This window comes from Actinoalloteichus hymeniacidonis (genome assembly GCF_014203365.1).
Classification (GTDB): Bacteria; Actinomycetota; Actinomycetes; order Mycobacteriales; family Pseudonocardiaceae; genus Actinoalloteichus_A; species Actinoalloteichus_A hymeniacidonis.
This window is the reverse complement of sequence record NZ_JACHIS010000001.1, coordinates 5,287,820-5,305,303: the sequence shown is the minus strand read 5'-3', so window position 1 is coordinate 5,305,303 and position 17,484 is coordinate 5,287,820. Positions and strand designations below refer to the sequence as shown.

Annotated in this window: 13 protein-coding genes and 1 tRNA gene; 8 read left to right on the top strand and 6 right to left on the bottom strand. The window is 67.9% G+C overall.

Going from position 1 to position 17,484, the window contains the following annotated elements; translation table 11 throughout:
* The first annotated feature begins 53 nt into the window (after window positions 1-53).
* The 4 genes from BKA25_RS22330 to BKA25_RS22315 all read left to right on the top strand — a co-directional run bounded on the left by BKA25_RS22330 (window position 54) and on the right by BKA25_RS22315 (window position 4,224).
* The gene (locus tag BKA25_RS22330; protein WP_069846904.1) at window positions 54-1,067 is read left to right on the top strand and encodes a DUF418 domain-containing protein; all 1,014 of its coding nucleotides are present in this window, start codon (window positions 54-56) and stop codon (window positions 1,065-1,067) included.
* Window positions 1,068-1,130: 63 nt separating this feature from the next.
* Window positions 1,131-3,230, top strand: coding sequence for an ATP-dependent DNA helicase UvrD2 (locus tag BKA25_RS22325; protein WP_069853290.1), 2,100 nt, complete (start codon window positions 1,131-1,133; stop codon window positions 3,228-3,230).
* A 264-nt stretch (window positions 3,231-3,494) separates the two neighbouring features.
* Window positions 3,495-3,728, top strand: a complete 234-nt coding sequence (locus tag BKA25_RS22320) for a hypothetical protein (protein WP_157420957.1) — start codon at window positions 3,495-3,497, stop codon at window positions 3,726-3,728.
* A 124-nt stretch (window positions 3,729-3,852) separates the two neighbouring features.
* On the top strand, window positions 3,853-4,224 hold the full coding sequence (locus BKA25_RS22315; protein WP_069846908.1) for a WhiB family transcriptional regulator: 372 nt from the start codon (window positions 3,853-3,855) through the stop codon (window positions 4,222-4,224).
* A 335-nt stretch (window positions 4,225-4,559) separates the two neighbouring features.
* On the opposite strand, the gene BKA25_RS22310 is transcribed toward BKA25_RS22315, so the two are convergent.
* The 3 genes from BKA25_RS22310 to BKA25_RS22300 all read right to left on the bottom strand — a co-directional run bounded on the left by BKA25_RS22310 (window position 4,560) and on the right by BKA25_RS22300 (window position 7,512).
* Window positions 4,560-5,876 carry an ABC1 kinase family protein gene (locus BKA25_RS22310; RefSeq protein WP_069846910.1) on the bottom strand — a complete coding sequence of 439 codons (1,317 nt, stop codon included), beginning with the start codon at window positions 5,874-5,876 and terminating at the stop codon, window positions 4,560-4,562.
* On the bottom strand, window positions 5,873-7,006 hold the full coding sequence (locus tag BKA25_RS22305) for a ThiF family adenylyltransferase (protein ID WP_084642557.1): 1,134 nt from the start codon (window positions 7,004-7,006) through the stop codon (window positions 5,873-5,875). The genes BKA25_RS22310 and BKA25_RS22305 overlap by 4 nt, the downstream gene beginning before the upstream one ends.
* A 353-nt stretch (window positions 7,007-7,359) precedes the next feature.
* A complete protein-coding gene (locus BKA25_RS22300; RefSeq protein ID WP_172803734.1) occupies window positions 7,360-7,512 on the bottom strand; it encodes a DUF5679 domain-containing protein in 153 nt (50 codons plus the stop codon).
* Between the two features lie 356 nt (window positions 7,513-7,868).
* Here BKA25_RS22300 and BKA25_RS22295 point away from each other — a divergent pair, with 356 nt between their 5' ends.
* Window positions 7,869-8,420, top strand: a complete 552-nt coding sequence (locus BKA25_RS22295) for a M48 metallopeptidase family protein (RefSeq protein ID WP_069846914.1) — start codon at window positions 7,869-7,871, stop codon at window positions 8,418-8,420.
* A 264-nt stretch (window positions 8,421-8,684) separates the two neighbouring features.
* Here the strand turns inward: BKA25_RS22295 and BKA25_RS22290 are convergent, their stop codons facing one another.
* Window positions 8,685-10,127, bottom strand: coding sequence for a zinc-dependent metalloprotease (locus BKA25_RS22290; protein WP_069846916.1), 1,443 nt, complete (start codon window positions 10,125-10,127; stop codon window positions 8,685-8,687).
* Window positions 10,128-10,258: 131 nt separating this feature from the next.
* Here BKA25_RS22290 and BKA25_RS22285 point away from each other — a divergent pair, with 131 nt between their 5' ends.
* Window positions 10,259-11,302: a YlbL family protein gene (locus BKA25_RS22285; RefSeq protein ID WP_069846918.1), complete on the top strand. Its 1,044-nt coding sequence runs from the start codon at window positions 10,259-10,261 to the stop codon at window positions 11,300-11,302.
* A gap of 88 nt (window positions 11,303-11,390) precedes the next feature.
* Here the strand turns inward: BKA25_RS22285 and BKA25_RS22280 are convergent, their stop codons facing one another.
* On the bottom strand, window positions 11,391-11,930 hold the full coding sequence (locus BKA25_RS22280) for a PPA1309 family protein (RefSeq protein WP_172803735.1): 540 nt from the start codon (window positions 11,928-11,930) through the stop codon (window positions 11,391-11,393).
* 169 nt (window positions 11,931-12,099) lie between these two features.
* On the opposite strand from BKA25_RS22280, the gene BKA25_RS22275 reads away from it, so the two are divergent.
* Both BKA25_RS22275 and BKA25_RS22270 read left to right on the top strand, forming a co-directional pair.
* Window positions 12,100-15,081, top strand: coding sequence for a UPF0182 family membrane protein (locus BKA25_RS22275; protein WP_084643558.1), 2,982 nt, complete (start codon window positions 12,100-12,102; stop codon window positions 15,079-15,081).
* A gap of 75 nt (window positions 15,082-15,156) precedes the next feature.
* Window positions 15,157-15,233, top strand: a tRNA-Met gene (locus BKA25_RS22270).
* 125 nt (window positions 15,234-15,358) lie between these two features.
* On the opposite strand, the gene BKA25_RS22265 is transcribed toward BKA25_RS22270, so the two are convergent.
* A complete protein-coding gene (locus BKA25_RS22265) occupies window positions 15,359-17,353 on the bottom strand; it encodes an MDR family MFS transporter (RefSeq protein ID WP_069846919.1) in 1,995 nt (664 codons plus the stop codon).
* Window positions 17,354-17,484 lie beyond the last annotated feature (131 nt).

Below are 17,484 nucleotides of genomic sequence, written 5' to 3'. Positions count from 1 at the left end.
TTCCCGACTTTCGGCCGAGGCGACTCCGGCGTGCCCCGAAATACCGTGCCGGGGTGCATGAGACATCGATCGGTGCCCAACCAGTCACGCGCCTCGGTCGCCGCATCGGCGAGGTGGACGTCGTCCGGGGGTTGGCGCTCTGCGGGATTCTTTTCACCAACATTCCGCAACTGACCTACCTGATGCGAAGCGACGAGAACGGCGATTTCTATCCGATCGCCGCCGCGATGGAGTTCTTGTTCAGCCAACGCTTCTTCCCGATCTTCGCGTATCTCTTCGGGCTGAGCTTCGCGCTGTTCCTCGACAGCGCGGCCAAGCGGACCGAGAAGCCTTACCTGGTCCTGCTACGGCGCCTGCTGGTGCTGGCGGTGTTCGGCTGGCTGCATCAGATGATCCATCCGGGCGAGGCCCTGCTGCCCTACGCGATCGTCGGCGTGGTGATTCTGCTGCCCGTGAGTCTGCTACCGAAGCCGCTCATCCTGGCGGGCGGTGTGGTGGGCACCCTGGTACCCCTGGCCGTGACCGGTGGGGGATTGCTGCTTGTTCCCGGGCTGTTCCTGTTGGGCCTGGCCACCACCCGCTACGGGATCGTGCACACCCTCGCGAAGCGCGGCTGGCAGCTTGCCGCGTTGTTGGCGGCCGGCGCGATCACCGCGGCGATCACGCTGCCACTCCAGGCCGATTCCTTGCAGCACAGCGGTTTCAACGTCGTCTCCGGAGTGGCGGGCTTCGGTCTCGCGGTGGTGTATGTGACAGGCCTGCTGCTGTTGCTGCGCACCCCGGTGGCTCCGGTGCTGTCGGCCGTGTTCGAACCGCTGGGACGAATGGCTCTGACCAACTATCTGGTCGCCACGGTGATCATCATCGCGGTGGACGGACCGCTGGAGATGAATGAGTCCGGCCGATGGGGCGTGATGTTGTTGCTGGCCGTGTCGATCCTGACCCTGCAGACCGTGTTCAGTCGGCTGTGGCTGCGGCGGTTCCGGTACGGGCCTGTCGAGTGGCTGTGGCGGAGCGCGACCTGGTGGGAGTGGGCGCCGATCTCGCGGCGCACCGCGCAATCCTGAGCGGACGCGCCGGTGGCCGAGGTCGCGGCGACCGGAGGGCAGGCACGATGCGAGGATGCTCGGATGGGTGGGCAGCAGGATCCGGCGGCGGAACTCGATCCCGAGCAGCGAGCGGCTGTGCTGGCCCCCCGAGGCCCGGTCTGCGTGTTGGCGGGGGCGGGCACCGGCAAGACCCGCACCATCACCCGGCGGATCGCGTACCTCGTCGCCCAGGGGCACGTCGCCCCCGGCCAGGTCTTGGCGGTCACCTTCACCAAACGGGCCGCCGCCGAGATGCGCAACCGGCTACTGGCTCTGGACGCCGTCGGAGTGCAGGCGCTGACCTTCCACGCGGCGGCGTTGCGGCAACTCAGGTACTTCTGGCCCAGGGTGATCGGCGACGACCAGTGGCGATTGTTGGACAGCAAGCTGCCGGTCGTCGCGCAGGCCGCCCGGCGGGCGGGGACCGGAACCGACCGGGAGACGTTGCGTGACCTGGCCAGCGAGATCGAGTGGAGCAAGGCCTCGCTGATCAGCCCGGAGGAGTACCCCGCAGCCGTAGCGCGGGTGCACCGGGCCACCCCGGCGCCCGCCGAGCAGGTCGTCGCCGTGTACGCGAACTACGAACGCCTCAAGAACGAGGCCAGCGTGCTGGACTTCGACGACCTGCTGTTGCACACCGCTGCGGTCATGGAGGAGCACGGCGACGTCGCCGAGGAGTTCCGCGATCGCTATCGCAGCTTCGTGGTGGACGAGTATCAGGACGTCACCCCGCTCCAGCAGCGGGTGCTCAACGCCTGGCTGGGCGAACGCGACGATCTGACCGTGGTCGGGGACGCCAATCAGACGATCTACTCCTTCGCCGGGGCGTCGGCCCGTCCCCTGCTTGACTTCCCCCGCCGGTTCCCGGGCGCGGTGGTCGTCCGGCTGGAGCGGGACTACCGGTCCACCCCGGAGATCGTGTCGCTGGCCAACCGGGTCATCGAGGTCGCCCGCGACCGGCCCGCGGGCACCCGCCTGCGGTTGATCGGCCAACGACCGCCGGGCCCGGCGCCGGTGTTCCTCGAGCACGACGACGAACCGGCCGAAGCCGCCGAGGTGGCCCGCCGAATCCGTGATCTGCTCGCGGCGGGCACCCCGGCCAGCGAGATCGCGATCCTCTTCCGGGTCAACGCGCAATCGGAGACCTACGAGCAGGCGCTCGGCGATCAGGGCGTTCCCTATCAGGTTCGCGGTGGGGAGCGGTTCTTCGCCAGGACAGAGGTGCGCCAAGCAGTCGCCGCCTTGCGCACCGAGGGCGCGCTGCGAGAGGAACGTCCCCTGCCGGACCGGGTGCGCGCGGTCCTGGCCAGGCTGGGACTGGTCGCCCAGCCGCCCGAGGGTGGCGCGGCCCGCGAGCGCTGGGAGTCCCTGCGTGCGTTGGCGGAACTGGCGGAGGAGACGGTCCGATTGGCGCCGGGCACGGACCTGGCGCGATTCGTCGTCGAACTCGATCTACGGGCCGAGGCGCGGCACCCACCGACGATGGAGGGCGTCACGCTGGCCTCGCTGCACGCCGCCAAGGGGTTGGAGTGGGACGCGGTGTTCCTGGTGGGCGTCGCGGAGGGCACCCTGCCGATCCAGCACGCCGACGGGGACGACGCCGCGATCGAGGAGGAGCGCAGGCTGTTCTATGTCGGCGTGACCCGGGCCCGCCAGCACCTCACACTGTCCTGGGCGTTGGCCAGGATGGCGGGCGGCCGGCGATACCGCAGGCGCAGCCGCTTCCTCTCGGGGCTGGCGCACCAGGACCACCCCGCTGCGGCGCTCGGGCGGACGACCGGCCGTAGCGCGCCGGACTTCCGGTCCGAGGTGGCGCGCTGTCGGGTCTGTTCCGCAGCACTGACGGCGATCATGGCCATCAAGCTCGGCCGCTGCGAGCGGTGTCCGGCGGATCTGGACGAGGATCTGTTGCGGCGGCTGCGGACTTGGCGCAGCGAGCGGGCCAGAAAGCTGGGCGTGCCCGGTTTCGTGGTGCTGACCGATGCGACGCTGACGGCGATCGCCGAGCAGCGGCCCTCCGATGTTCCCTCCTTGGTCCGGATCGCCGGGATCGGCGCCACCAAGTTGGACCGCTTCGGCGACGAGGTGATCTCGTTGGTGCGTGACGCCGGACACCCGGCGGAGTTCACTCGAACGGAGTAGCGGCGGTCGGCTTGGCGTCTGCCGCCCTCCGCCGGGTCCCGGCGGCCGGATCCGAGGAATCTTTCTGGTCGGTTCGCCGGACAGGCAAGGCTGCTAGCTGCAAAGATGTCCTCGGACGGTCGAACGGCCGAACGAAATCAAGATCATCGAAAAAACCGTCGGAAAATAAGTTGCGCGCGTCGATGTGCGACCAATAACCTGCGTGAGGCAGGCCGGGAAGGGCCTGACGACGTTCTTCGATTCCCCTGAGAGGAGGTGGCCGCGGTGAAGACAATCAACCTCACGGTGATCCCCGGCTACCTGAAGCTCGGGGTTGTTGCCGTGTCCATGGAAGCAGGCTGCGCACGTCGCCCTCACGATTCGGTGGTTTCCGTCGCCGGCTCGGAGCAGGCACCTTCGCTGCGTATCGCCATGCAGGACCCACGGCCGAACGGGTTCAGCCCGTTCGCCATCGAACGAACCCATCCTGTCCGCGCAGGAGCTCAGTCGCTGACCTAGTCAGAACGACTGGTTGATCCAGGCCGCGGACTCCCTACGGAATCCGCGGCCTCTTTGTCGTCTCTGGACGACTTGGCTTGTCGCGGGCCCGATGAGAATTCGATGAAAATCAGAAGGAGAACGTATGTCCAGCGCGACCGTCTCTCTTGCGCGAGACGTTCTGCCGGAGCCTAGGGTTTCCGACTCCACCGTGGTCGGTATGGGCGACCTGTTGGTCGCCGTCCCCGACGACGAGATGGCGTTGCCCTGTCGAGTACAGGACCCCGATCTCTGGTTTGCCGAGAACCCCGCTGAGCTGCAGCGGGCGAAGCAACTTTGTGAGACCTGCCCGATCAAGGCCGCCTGCCTGGCAGGCGCGCTCACCCGGCGTGAGCCGTGGGGAGTGTGGGGCGGCGAGATCTTTGAACGCGGTGCGGTCATCGCGAAGAAGCGGCCCCGGGGCCGGCCGAGGAAGACTGCCACCCCGCTCACTGCGGGCAAGGAGGCAGCGGCATGAACAATCTGCCCGAAATCGACGTTCGACACCGAAATCTGCCCGGGTCCGACACGGTGACCTATGTGTCCGATGCGTTAGCTCACGCCCGAATACAGGCGTTTGAAGACGAGGTACGACGATGTCGATTATCGGCCCGATTGCGTAGTCGTTCGTGGTGGCGTTGGCTGTCGCGGCACGCGTCGAATCGGGCTGCTCTCGTGGAGTCGACTCTGAACGCAAGCTGAGCCGACTGTTCCGACACAATGGGCCGCCGATCGATTGATCGGCGGCCCATTGTCGTTTCCGCTAGACCGATTCTCGGCGCGCGGCGTCGGTTCTGCCGCATCCGATGTGGATCAGGGCTGGTCGGCGAAGCCCGGCTGCCAGGCACTGACGATCTCGTGCGCGGGAACCCTGGCACCGAGTTGGCAGAGAATGCCGGTCGTGCCCAGGGTGACGCGATAGGTGATGAGGTAATCCGGCGGTAGGTTCAACGACCGTCCAATCCGGAAGTCATTGCCCTGTAGATCGCTTACCCGCTCCGCCTGTTTCTGCAGCCATGGCCGATTGAAGTGGAAGATCTCGCTGGTCAGTGGCTCTGCGAACGGCGCGAGGTAGGCGAGCACGTCCTCGGCGAGCAGCTCACGGCCGGGTTGGATGAAGTTCTCCCTGCGCAACAGATCCAACAGGTCGCCGGACCGCTGTTCGAGAGCCAGCCGGACCATCAGCCCGAGGGTCACGGGCAACCCGTCGGGAAGGCGGGCGACCGCACCGAAATCCAGCACGCAGAGCCGACCATCGGGCAGCAGCATGTAGTTGCCGGGGTGCGGATCACCGTGCAGCAGCCCGGTTCTGGCGGGCGAGGAGAAGTGGAAGAGCGAGAGCGCGTAGCCCGCTCTGTCTCGTTGCTCCTGGGTCCCGTCCCGGATGATCTGGGAGAACGGTGTTCCCGCCGCCCATTCCGAGACGACCACCTTGGGGGCACTCGCGATGATGCGCGGAATCATCACCTCGTCGTCGCCCTCGAAGCCTGCAGCGAACTGGCGCTGGTTGTCGGCCTCGCTGCGGTAGTCGAGCTCCTCGGACATGCGCGCCTCGAGCTCGGCGAGCAGCGGCTTGACCTCGGTGCCCGGCACCAACATCTGGAACAGCTTGCTGAAGCGGCGGAGCTGCCGAAGGTCGGCGAGCAGGGCTTCGTCCGCGCCGGGATACTGGATCTTGACCGCGACCTCGCGGCCGTCGTGCCAGACGGCCCGATGCACCTGGCCGATGCTGGCGGCGGCGGTGGCCTCGTCGTCGAACTCGGCGAAACGAGTGGTCCAGCGACTGCCGAGTTGTTCGGCCAGCACCCGGTGCACGCTCTTGGCGGTCATCGGCGGTGCCGCGGACTGGAGCTTGGTCAACGCCTCGCGGTAGGGCTCGGCCATCTCCTCCGGCACGGCGGCCTCGAAGACGCTCAGGGCTTGCCCGAACTTCATCGCGCCGCCCTTGAGCTGGCCGAGGACCGCGAACACCTGCTCGGCCGTCTTGGCCGTGACATCGGCGTTGACGTTCTCGGCGCTCTGGCCTGCAAGTCGGCGTCCCCAGCCCGCGGCGACGCGGCCTGCGGCACCCAGCGGCAGGCTGGCGAGTTTCGCGGTGCGCTGTACGGTCCGACGGGGGATGTCGCTCACCCCTGCATTCTCTCGTGATTCGATGGCGAAACGCAGCCTTTCCGGGTGGTCGATTCGCCGAACCCCACGACTCGGAGACCGAGGCAACGGCTGATCGACCCACGTGCTCCGCAGGGACAATCCGGATGCGCGGGCCGGGGTCGCCGTCGGATTCGGCCGCCCACCGGATCGATCTGCAGTGCGCCGTTCCAGACCGGCGGCGCCGCTGAGGTCGTGTCGTTCTCCAGGAATCGCAGGCTCTGCGCCACCGCGAGGGCCGCGATCGATGCCGTTCTCGCCACATCGGTTCGCTGTGTCCGCCCCGCCAGTTGCGCGGCCAGGACCGGCCATTGCGGATCGAGCGCGCTGCGATGGTGGTCGATGCAGCGCAGACAGCTGGACCGACCGGGCAGCACCAGCGGACCGACGGTGCCGCCGGCTGCCGAGGTCACCAACAGATGCGCGATCTGCTCGGCGTGCAACGCGGCGAGCCGGGCGGGATCGGGAACCAGGGAGTCGGCCAGAACGACCAGGTCCGGTTGGCGTCGCGGCGAACGGCGCCCGGCGTTCGGTTCGATGGCGACCTCGTGGACGAGATCGGTGGTGACCTCGGTCCGAGCCCGTCCGAGGTGCTGCTCGGTGTAGTCGCGGCCGAGGTCGTCCATGGTGACCGTGCCTGCCGCGTGCAGCCGAACCGAGCCGATGCCTGCGGCGGCGAGCAGGGTCGCGACCGCGGGTGCGATGCGACCGGAGCCGACGACCGAGACCGCGCAGTCCCGGGCACGAACCCGGGTGTCCTTCCCACCGCGATGGGCTCGATAGATCGCCTCGGCGGCGGCGCGTGGCGAACCGGCGTGATCGGCGGCCGCGTCGACGAGCAGTCCCTCGGCGGTGAGTTGGCCGAGTAGCGCCAGACAATCGGCGGGATCGCCGCCCGCCGAGGCACAGTCTCGAAGGAGCTGGTGGGTGCTGAACTCGCCGGTCAGCCGCTCGGCTTGGGCCGCGACGGCGGGCGCGAGATTCTCGGCGACCACCGCTCGACTGTGCTCGGTACCGAATTGCAGGGCGGTGGCGTCCCGGCGAAGCGGGGCGAATCCCGGCGCCAAGCGTGGTCGATCGGGGAGCCGGGAATGACTGCGGAAAGTGCTCACGCGATCACGCTAGGCATGGTGTCCGGTACTCGGCGATTCGGCCGCAGCCGGTGTCGGCCCATTGCGGGTCGTGTCGCGCATCGCTGATTACCTGCGGTAGTCGTCCGGCTGGGATCCTCGTGGATCCGTCTCGGACGTTCGAGGTGAGCGTCGCGAAAGGTCCGCGTCGATTACCCCGCGCCGACCTTGCGGGCCGTGGCGCACGAGATCGAGTGATGCCATCCGCTCCCGGGGTATCGCCCGTGATCCGAGTACTCGATGGCGTGGGTTCGACGTCTCGTCGACCCGGCCTGCCTCCGCTCGGCGGCGGGAGGAACGCGGTGCTGCGCTCCTCCCGTCCGGATGGCCAGGTGTCAGGCGGCCTTGCCGAGGATTCTGGTCATCTTCGTTCCACAGACCGGGCAGATGCCCTTGGCCATGCGTCGGTTGTTCGACTCCTCGACCTTGCCTTCGAAGTCGCGCTTCGCACGGCATTTGACGCAGTAGCCGTTGTAGGTCTCGGCCACGATTGCCTCCCTTGCTCGCTGTGCCCGTGCCCGCGGTGCCCACCGCGTGCCTGCGCCTGGTGCGGCGTCGGGCGAGAACCAGGCGCCACGCTACCTGTGCACTGATGCTCAGCGGCGCATGTGGTGTGTCGCGTGTCCACTTTCAGCAGGTCACAGTGCATGTCGCCAAACAAGCATTCGGTCGAATGTCACAGCTCGTCGCCGCGTTTCTCCCCGGCAGGATGAGCCTTCCCGCTCCCTGGGATGACTCGGCTAGCTACAGGTAATCGGTTCGTCACCGGGAATCCCGGATCTTGGTGTGAGCCCCACCACGGGCCCGCCTAAGGCATCGATTGAGGGCGCATACCGTAGGTGGCGTGGGAGAGCCTCAGGTCGAGGTGCGACGCAGCGCACGGCGCCGCCGCACGGTGACCGCGTACCGGGACGGCGACCGAGTCATCGTGTTGCTGCCCGCCAGGATGACGCGGTCCGAGGAGGAACACTGGGTCGCGGAGATGCTCGGCAGACTGCGGCGCAGCGAGACGCGCCGACGGTCGCCCGCCAGGGCGTCGGATACCGCATTGCTCAGCCGGTGCCGGGAACTACTACGTCGTCATCTGCCGGAATGCCCCGAACCCGCGTCGGTTCGGTGGGTCCCGTCGATGCGCACCAGATGGGCATCCTGCACGCCGTCGGACGCGTCGATCCGCGTCGGCGAACGACTTCGGGACGTGCCGAGCTGGGTGCTCGACTACGTGTTGCTGCACGAGTTGGCACACCTGCTGGTGCCGGGGCACGGTCCGGACTTCTGGGCGCTGGTCCACCGGTACCCGAAGACCGAACGGGCCGTCGGCTACCTGGAGGGCCTCGCCGCCGCAGCAGGCTGGGAGATCACCGACGACGACGAACCCGTCTCGATCGAGGCGTGACGACGATCCGCCCGAGGCAACCGGGCAGCGCCGCCCACTCAATCAGGTGGGTGGCGGCCCGCTCGGGCCTGACCGGCCGATCGAGCGGCGTAGCGCGTCGAGAAACCGCAGGTGAAACCACCTCGACCGATCGCCCGTGGGCCGCTGCGACCACCGCAGACCGGTCCGAGACCGCTGCGATCTCCCGACCGGGGCGCCATAAGAGACGACCGCCTCGGCATCCGAAGAATGCCGAGGCGTCGAGTTCGACTGTGAAGATCGGGTCTAGCCTGCCGAGCCGTCCTCGGGCTTGTGCTCACCGGATTCCTTCTTGCGCCGGATGGCCTCCAACGCGGCCAGCGGGTCGTCCAGCTCGCCCCGCTGCGCTCCGAAACGTTCGACGAACTCGACCGGTTCGGCCAGGTCGTCGGCGGTGGGCAGCAGGTCGGGGTGCTCCCAGAGCGCGTCCCTGGCCTCCGTGCCGTGGCGGTCCGACAGCCCGCGCCACAGCGTTGCCGCCGCCCGCAGCTGGCGGGGGCGGAGATCCAGGCCGACCAGGGTGGCGAAGGTCTGCTCGGCGGGGCCGCCGCTGGCCCGTCGCCGCCGCAGCGTCTCGCGCAACGCATCGGCCCCGGGCAGCCGCTCCGCGACGGCGTCGCCGACCACGACGTCGATCCAGCCCTCGACCAGCGCCAGCAGCGTCTCCAATCGAACCAAGGCCTGCTGTTGGGAGGGCGTCCGCTCCGGCTCCAACAACCCGGACTTCATCGCCTCTTCCAGGGATGCCGGGTTGCTGGGGTCGATCTTGCCCGCGAGGTCCTCCATCGCCGAGACATCGACCTGGATTCCCTGCGAGAACTCCTCGACCGCGCCCACCAAGCCCTGCCGCAGCCAGGAGATGTGCGTGAACAACCGGTGGTGCGCCGCCTCGCGGGCCGCCAGGAACACCAGCACCTCGTGCGCGGGCCGCTCCAGCCCGCCGGTGAACCGATCGATGTTGGCAGGCAGCAGCGCCGCGACGCCCTCGCGACCCAACGGCAGCCCGATCTCGGTACCGGTCAGCACCTCGGCGCTCAACTGGCCGAGGGCACCGCCGAGCTGGGAGCCGTAGGCCATGCCGCCCATCTGCCCGAGCATCGACAGCAACGGTCCCGCAGTCTGCTTCGCCTCGGCGGGCAGCGTCTCGATCCATGCGGCGGACATCCGCTGCACCACCGGATCGCACAGGCGTTGCCAGGTGGGCAAGGTCTGTTCCACCCACTGCTTCGGGGACCAGACCTCGACTCGTCTCGCGCCCGCGGGCAGCGTCGTCGACTCATCGAGCCACAGCTCGGCCAGCCGCACCGAATCGGTTGCCGCAGTGCGCTGCTGCGAGGTGGTGTCCTCGTTGCGCCCCTGCGAGTCGAGGTGCTGGAAGGCGAGCTGCTTGGCGAGGTCGTAGTTGACCGGGCCACCGCCGCTCCCGCCACCCTGCGACGCCTGGCTGAACATCTGTCCGAGCTGGCTGAACATCTGCCCGAGCGAGTTCATGTCGAAATTGGGCGGCATCCCGCCGGGGGGCATCCCGCCCAGTGGCGAACCGCCGGGCGGTAGTCCACCGGGAGGCATCGCGCCGCTGAAGCCGAACGGGTTCTCACCGGAATCCCGGTCGGGGCGGTCGGAGGGTCGGTCCCGGTCCCCCCGATCTTCTGGGTCGGGCGGATTGAACCCAAACGGCAGATCGGTCATACCCCCACGGTACGCGGCGGACCATCAGCGCATGTGCTCAGACGACCACAGTATTCGCTCTGCCGAGGGCGAACAGTGCGGTGCTCTGGTCGAGTCATCGTCTTCGCCGTCATTTCCGTACGCTCTGGTGCGTGAATCGCCGAACCTGGACCCTTGTGGTCAGCGCCCTGCTGGTCGCCGCATTCGGCCTCCTCGGTGCCTTCGTCCGCGTGCCCTACGTCGCGCTAGGTCCGGGACCGACCTACGACACGCTGGGTGATGTGTCGGTGGACCCCGATGCGGAGCCCGAGGAGGTCATCTCGATCGGCGAGGGTCCGGAGACCTTCGAGACCGGCGGCGAGCTGCGGATGACCACGGTCTCGGTCACCACCGAGCTCTCGTTGTTCGGTGCACTCGGGTTGTGGGGCAGTGGGCGATACGCCTTGGCGCCCGAAGAGGAGTTCTACCCGCCGGACCGCACCCCGGAGGAGGTCGAGACCGAGAACCGCGAGGCCTTCGAGACCTCGCAGAGCAGCGCCGAGAGCGCGGCACTGCGTTATCTCGGGTATCCGACGCGCGTCTCGGTCGGCCAGGTCGTCGCGGAGGGGCCCAGCGACGGGATCCTCGAGCCGGGGGACGAGATCCTGCGGGTGCACGAGAGCGAGACGATCGACGACCAACAGGTTCAGGACGCGCTGACCGACACCGCGCCCGGCGACGAGGTGAGCGTGGTGATCTCCCGCGATGGCGACGAGCGCACCGAGACGATCGCGCTCGGATCCAATGAGGACCGCGAGCGCGGCTTCCTCGGCATCGTCCCGGTCACCGAACCGGAGGCGGACTTCGACATCGACATCGAGCTGTCCGAGGTCGGCGGTCCATCGGCCGGGCTGATCTTCGCCCTCGCGATCGTCGACAAGCTCACCGAGGGCAGCCTGACCGACGACACGATCATCGCGGGCACCGGGGAGATCTCCTCCGATGGCCGGGTGGGTCCGATCGGCGGCATCCAGTTCAAGATGACCGCCGCCAAGGAGGAAGGCGCCTCGATCTTCCTGGTGCCCGCCGACAACTGCATCGAGGCGGTGCCCAACGCACCGGACGGGCTGCGCCTGGTTCGAGTCGAGACGCTGGAGAGCGCGATCGATTCCCTGGAGAGCCTGGCCGAGGGCGGCGAGGCGCCCAGCTGTAGCTGATCCGACGGCGGGCGGCCGACATCACGGAGAGAACAACCGACGACCGGCCCCACCTCGGATCTCGCGGGCGGGGCCGGTCGCTGTCGGATCAGGGGCGGAACGTCGCCCGGAGCGCGTCGACGAGATTCGGCGCCAGCTCGGGATGCTCGATGATCTCCTCGTCGGGGCCATCGGAGTCCTCGCTGCGCAGCCGTAGAACACAGGCGGCCGTGCCGTCCCGCAACACCGCGGCCACGACCCGCGCCTCCCGGCGATCCGGGTGCTCGGCTGCGATCCGCTTGGCCAGCTCGGGGTCGTCGTCGGTGGGCAGTTGCTCCTCGGCCTCCGGCGGCAACACCACGATCTCCTGTGCCAGGGCGCAACCATCGACGCCTTCCGGCCAGACGATGCCTGCCAACGCGTCCCCGAGATCGCCATCGGGCAGTTCGTCCTGCGCGATGGGGGTCAACGACGCCGCACTGTCGATCCGATCGGCGAGGCCGGGTTCTCTGGCCAGCAGCTCCTCGGTGCGCACCAAGGCGAAGAGTTGGGTCGGCTGATCCCAACCGCCGGTGGAGACGAAATCCTCCACTTCACGGGCGGCGGCGGGCAGCGTGGCGGACAGATCGGGAGCGGGCTCGTTGACCACGGTGCCAGAATTCCTTGTCAGTAGCCGATGTCGGGTGTGAAGTCCGTGTTGTGAAGGGGGGCGCGGGAACTAACCGCCCCCGTCGTAGAGTTGGACATGCAGGACGGACTGCTCATCACCGGGGTCCGTCCGTGGAACTGATCCCGAACCTGGAGCGTGCCCTGTGGCGATGCGGAGCCCGGTCAGTATGCCGAAGCTTTCCCGCCGGAGCCGAATCCTCGTCATAGTCGGTGCGATCCTGCTCCTGCTGTTGTTGAGCGGTTCCCGATTGTTGAGTACTTACGTCGATTGGTTGTGGTTCGGCGAAGTCGGCCGACGCGACGTGTTCGGCACGGTGCTGTTCACGCGCATCGCGCTGTTCTTGGCCGTCGGCGCCTTCGTCGGTGGCGTGCTGGCCCTGTGTCTATGGCTTGCCTACCGGAACCGGCCGGTGTTCGCACCGGTATCCGGCCCCGACGATCCCGTGGCGCGCTACCGATCCGCCATCACGGCTCGGATCAAGCTCGTCGGCATCGGCCTGCCGGTGATCGCGGGTGTGGTCGCCGGTTTCACGGCCCAGACCAACTGGCAGATGGCCCAGTTGTTCATGAACTCCACGCCCTTCGGTCAGACCGACCCGGAGTTCGGCCTGGACATCGGGTTCTACGCCTTCGATCTGCCCTTCTACCAGTTCCTGATGAACTGGGGCTTCATCGCGATCGCCGTCGGCTTCGTCGGCTCCGCGATCGTCGCCTACCTGTTCGGCGGCATTCGGTTGGCAGGTCGGGGCGGCGAACTGACCGACGCGACCAAGGTGCAGCTCGCGGTGCTCGCCGGAAGCTTCGTGCTCCTCAAGGCGGTTGCCTACTTCTTCGACCGCTACGCGCTGCTGTTCTCCCAGCGCAATGAGAACTTCACCGGCGCCAGCGCGACCGACCTGGACGCGGTGCTGCCCGCCCGACTGATCCTGATGTGTATCGCGGTCATCTGTGCGGCGGCCTTCTTCGTCGGCGCCGTCCGCAAGAACCTGCAGTGGCCCGCGATCGCGACCGCGCTGATGGTCGTCTCCAGCGTGCTGCTCGGTGCGTTGTGGCCCGCGGCCCTGGAGCAGTTCTCGGTGCGGCCCAACGCCAACGTGGCGGAGGCGCCGTCGATCGAGAACAACATCGAGGCGACCAGAGCGGCCTACGGCATCGACGACGTCAACTTCGTCGATTACGAGGGCACCAGCGAACTGTCCTCCGAGGACCTGCGGGACGACACCTCGACCATCCCGAACGTCCGGCTGCTCGATCCCAGCGTCCTCACCGACACGTTCACCCAGCTCCAGCAGCGACGGAACTTCTACGGCTTCCCGGATCAGCTCGACGTCGACCGCTACACCGTCGACGGCGAGACCCAGGACTACATCGTCGCGCTGCGCGAGATGAACACCGAGGGCTTGGCGGAGAACCAGGGCACCTGGATCAACCGGCACCTCGTCTACACCCACGGCAACGGATTCGTCGCCGCGCCTGCCAACGAGGTCAACTCGGCGCTGGCGGACGCGGGTGGTCAGGGCGGATACCCGAACTTCACCTTCAGCGATGTCAGCAACAACGGTGAGGGCGACATCCCGGTCGACCAGCCCCGGACCTACTTCGGTGAGCTGGTCACCGACTACGCGATCGTCGGCGCCGACAACCCGGACGACGAGGCGGCCTACCGGGAGTACGACACCGACAACGAGCGCTACCTCTACACCGGCAGCGGCGGCGTCAGCATCGGAAACTGGTTCAACCGGCTCGCCTTCGCCGCGTACCACGCCGAGCGCAACATCCTGTTCAACGAGGCGATCGGCTCCAACTCCAAGATCATCTACAACCGGAACCCGCGGGACCGGGTGGCCGACGTCGCGCCGTTCCTCACCGTGGACAGCGACCCGTACCCGGCGGTCGTCGATGGTCGGATCACCTGGATCGTCGACGCCTACACCACGCTGGACAACTACCCCTACTCCGAGCGGACCCCGCTGGCGGAGGCCACCAACGACAGCGCCAGCCAGGCGCCCGGCGTTCCCCGGCCCCCGGACCGCGAGATCAGCTACATCCGCAACTCGGTCAAGGCCACCGTCGACGCCTACGACGGCACGGTGACGCTGTACGAGGTGGACGAGAACGACCCGGTGTTGGACGCCTGGCGCGGTGCCTTCCCGGACGTCATCGAGCCGATGGACCAGATCAGCGACGAGCTGCGGGCCCACTTCCGTTACCCGGAAGACCTGTTCAAGGTGCAGCGTGACCTGATCTCGCGTTACCACGTCGACGACCCGAGTGAGTTCTACTCCAACGTCGGCTTCTGGAACGTGCCCTCGGACCCGACCACCGGTGACGACCCTGGCGACGCCAACACGCCGCAGCCGCCGTACTACATCCTCGCCGAGGACCCGGAGTCCGGAGACACGGCGTTCCAGCTCACCAGCGCGATGGTGTTCTTGAATCGTCAGTTCCTCTCGGCCTTCATGTCGGTGAACTCCGACCCGGAGAGATACGGCGAGATCACCGTGCTGACCTTGCCCGAGGACAGTCAGACCCAGGGTCCACAGCAGGTGCAGACCCAGTTCGTCTCCTCGTCCGAGGTCAGTACCGAGCTGAACCTGTTGCGGCAGCAGGCCACCGACGTGCAGTTCGGAAACCTGCTGACCCTGCCGGTGGGCGGTGGTCTGCTCTACGTGGAGCCGGTCTACATCGAGCGGGTCAACCAGGAGTCGTCCTTCCCGCAGCTGGCCAGGGTCCTGGTGAGCTTCGAGGGCCGTGTCGGGTACGCCGCGACACTGTCCGAGGCACTCGACCAGGTGTTCGGCACCGGTGCAGGCGAGAGCGCGACCGATCCGACCGGTGAGGGAGTGGAAGGCGACCTGCCCGGTGGCGGCGACGGCACCCAGGAGCCCGAGGGGCAGGAGCAGGGCACGCCGCCGGAGGACGGCGGCGATGAGGACCAGTCCGGCGACGAGGCGGATGCCGGCACACCCGGTGACCTCGACGCCGCTGTCTCCGAGATGAACGACGCCTTGGAGCGGGTCCGCGCGGCACAGCAGAGTGGCGACTTCGCCGACCTCGGCCAGGCCTACGAGGATCTCTCCACCGCGATCGAGCGTTACGAGTCGCTCGCCTCGGGCGAGGGCGGCGGCTGAGTCACACCTACACCGGGGCGCGGTACCGACCCGATTTGGAGATCGGTACCGCGCCCTGTAAGGTTGTAGATGCAGCGCGGGGTGGAGCAGCTCGGTAGCTCGCTGGGCTCATAACCCAGAGGTCGCAGGTTCGAATCCTGTCCCCGCTACCAGGTCGAAAGGCCCCCGGACTTCGGTCCGGGGGCCTTTCGCGTATGTGCTGGGGTTCGGCGTCGGTGATCCCTTCGCCAGGTTCTCGTGGTCGAGCTTCCGGCCGTTCACGGCAGCTCCCCGCGCCTCAGTTGCCGATCGGGCGGTCCGCCTCGTCGCCCAGCAGCTCCCTGGCTCGGATGACCAGCATCTCGCGTAGTTCGGGATGCAGGTGTGGCGACCAATCGACGAGGAAGTCCTCCAGGCTCTGCCGCCACACGCTCAACAGGTGTTCGGCGACCCGGGCCCCACGCTCGGTCAGCACCAGGACACCGTCCTCGACGACGGCCAACCCGTCCGCCATCAGCTGGTGGGCGAAGGGCCTGCCCTCCTCGATCGGGATGCCTGCTCGGCTGGCCAACTCCGGACCGGTGCCCGGGCCCGCTCGGTGGAGGTTGCACAACAGCCAGCAGGAGCCGGGCGGCAGCCGCACCGAGGAGTTCTCGGCGAGTCTGCGATAGAAGTCGCGGCGCATCTCCCGGTCGGCGTGTCGGGACAGGGCGAGGTCGAGCCGTTCGCGGGAACTCTGCTGGGAGGACGCGGCGCCGACGCTCTCGCCGAGGTCGCTGCCGCTGGTGCTGCCGCGTAGCGGGACCTCGCGGAGGAACCAGGTCAGGATGAAGGCTGCGGCGGCGATCGGGGCCGCCACCAGGAAGACATCCGCGATGGCGTCGGCATACGCCTCGATGGCCTGCTGAGCCTGTTGCGGCGGTAGTTGGTCGACGGCCCCCGGATTGCTGCGTAGTGATTCCGCGTCGGTTCCGGGTGGCAGCGGTGTGCCCTGGGTGGCGGAGGCCAGCGAGGCCTGGAGTCGGGCGGCGAAGACGGCGCCGAAGAGCGAGACGCCGAATGAGCCGCCGATCGAGCGGAAGAAGGTGTTGCCGGAGGTCACGGCGCCCAGGTCTTCGTAGGGTGCGCTGTTCTGCACCGCGATCACCAGTACCTGGAGCACGCCGCCGAGGCCCAGGCCGAGGAGGAAGAAGTACAGGGACATGACCAGCGTCGAGGTCTGTGCCGTCATGGTGGACAGCAGCAGCATGGCGATGGTGACCAGTGCGGTGCCCGCGATGGGGAAGGGTCGGTATCGGCCGTGGCGGGTGATCAGCCTGCCGCTGATCACCGAGGTCAGGAACAGCCCGACCATCATCGGAAGCAGATGGACCCCGGACAGCGTGGGGGAGACCCCATGCACGATCTGCAGGAACAGCGGCAGATAGGTCAGCGCTCCGAACATCGCGAAGCCGACGATGAAGGCGATGGACACGGCCACCGAGAACACCGGGTCGGCGAACAGCCGCAGTGGAAGCACCGGTTCGGCGGCCCGCCGCTCGGTCAGCACCCACAGCACCACCAGGATGACCGCGCCGATCGCCAGCGCGATGGTCATCGGCGAGAACCAGGGATAGACGGTGCCGCCCCATGAGGTCAGCAGCACCAGCGCCACGGCCGCGCCCGCGAGCAGCAGGATGCCCGGATAGTCGATGCGGTGTTTCTCGCGTACCGCTTTGGCGGGCAGCACGATGCTGATCACGATCATCGCGAGAATGCCCAGCGGCAGGTTGATGTAGAAGACCCAGTGCCAGGAGAGATGGTCGACCACGAACCCGCCGAGTAGCGGGCCTGCCACGCTGGCCAGGCCGAAGGTGGCGCCGAAATAGCCCTGGTATCGGCCGCGTTGTCGGGGCGAGACGATGTCGCCGACGCTGGCCTGGGTGAGCACCATCAACCCGCCCCCGCCGAGCCCTTGCAACGCCCTGGCCGCGATGAGATGGCTCATCTCCTGCGACAGTCCGCACAGCGCCGAGCCGATCAGGAAGATCAGGATGGCGATCTGGAACAGGTGCTTGCGGCCGTACTGGTCGCCGAGCTTGCCCCAGAGCGGGGTCGACGCGGTGGCGGCCAGGATGTAGGCGGTGACGACCCAGGAGATGTGGGACAGGCCACCGAGGTCGCCGACGATGGTGGGCAGCGCGGTCGAGACGATCGTCTGGTCCAGTGCGGCGAGCAGCATGGCGAGCATCAGGGTGCCGAGCGCGATCGGGACTCGGACGGTGGGCTGGCTAGGTCTCGTTCCCTCGGCCACCGCGCCTCCTCATCCGTCGCACGGAATTGTCGAACGCCCTGGTGAACCGGGCAATTCGGTAATCCGCGCCTGCCTTGGGGCCGATGGCTTCCGGATCAAGGTGGTTCGTCGCATGGATGGGGCGCTCGTGG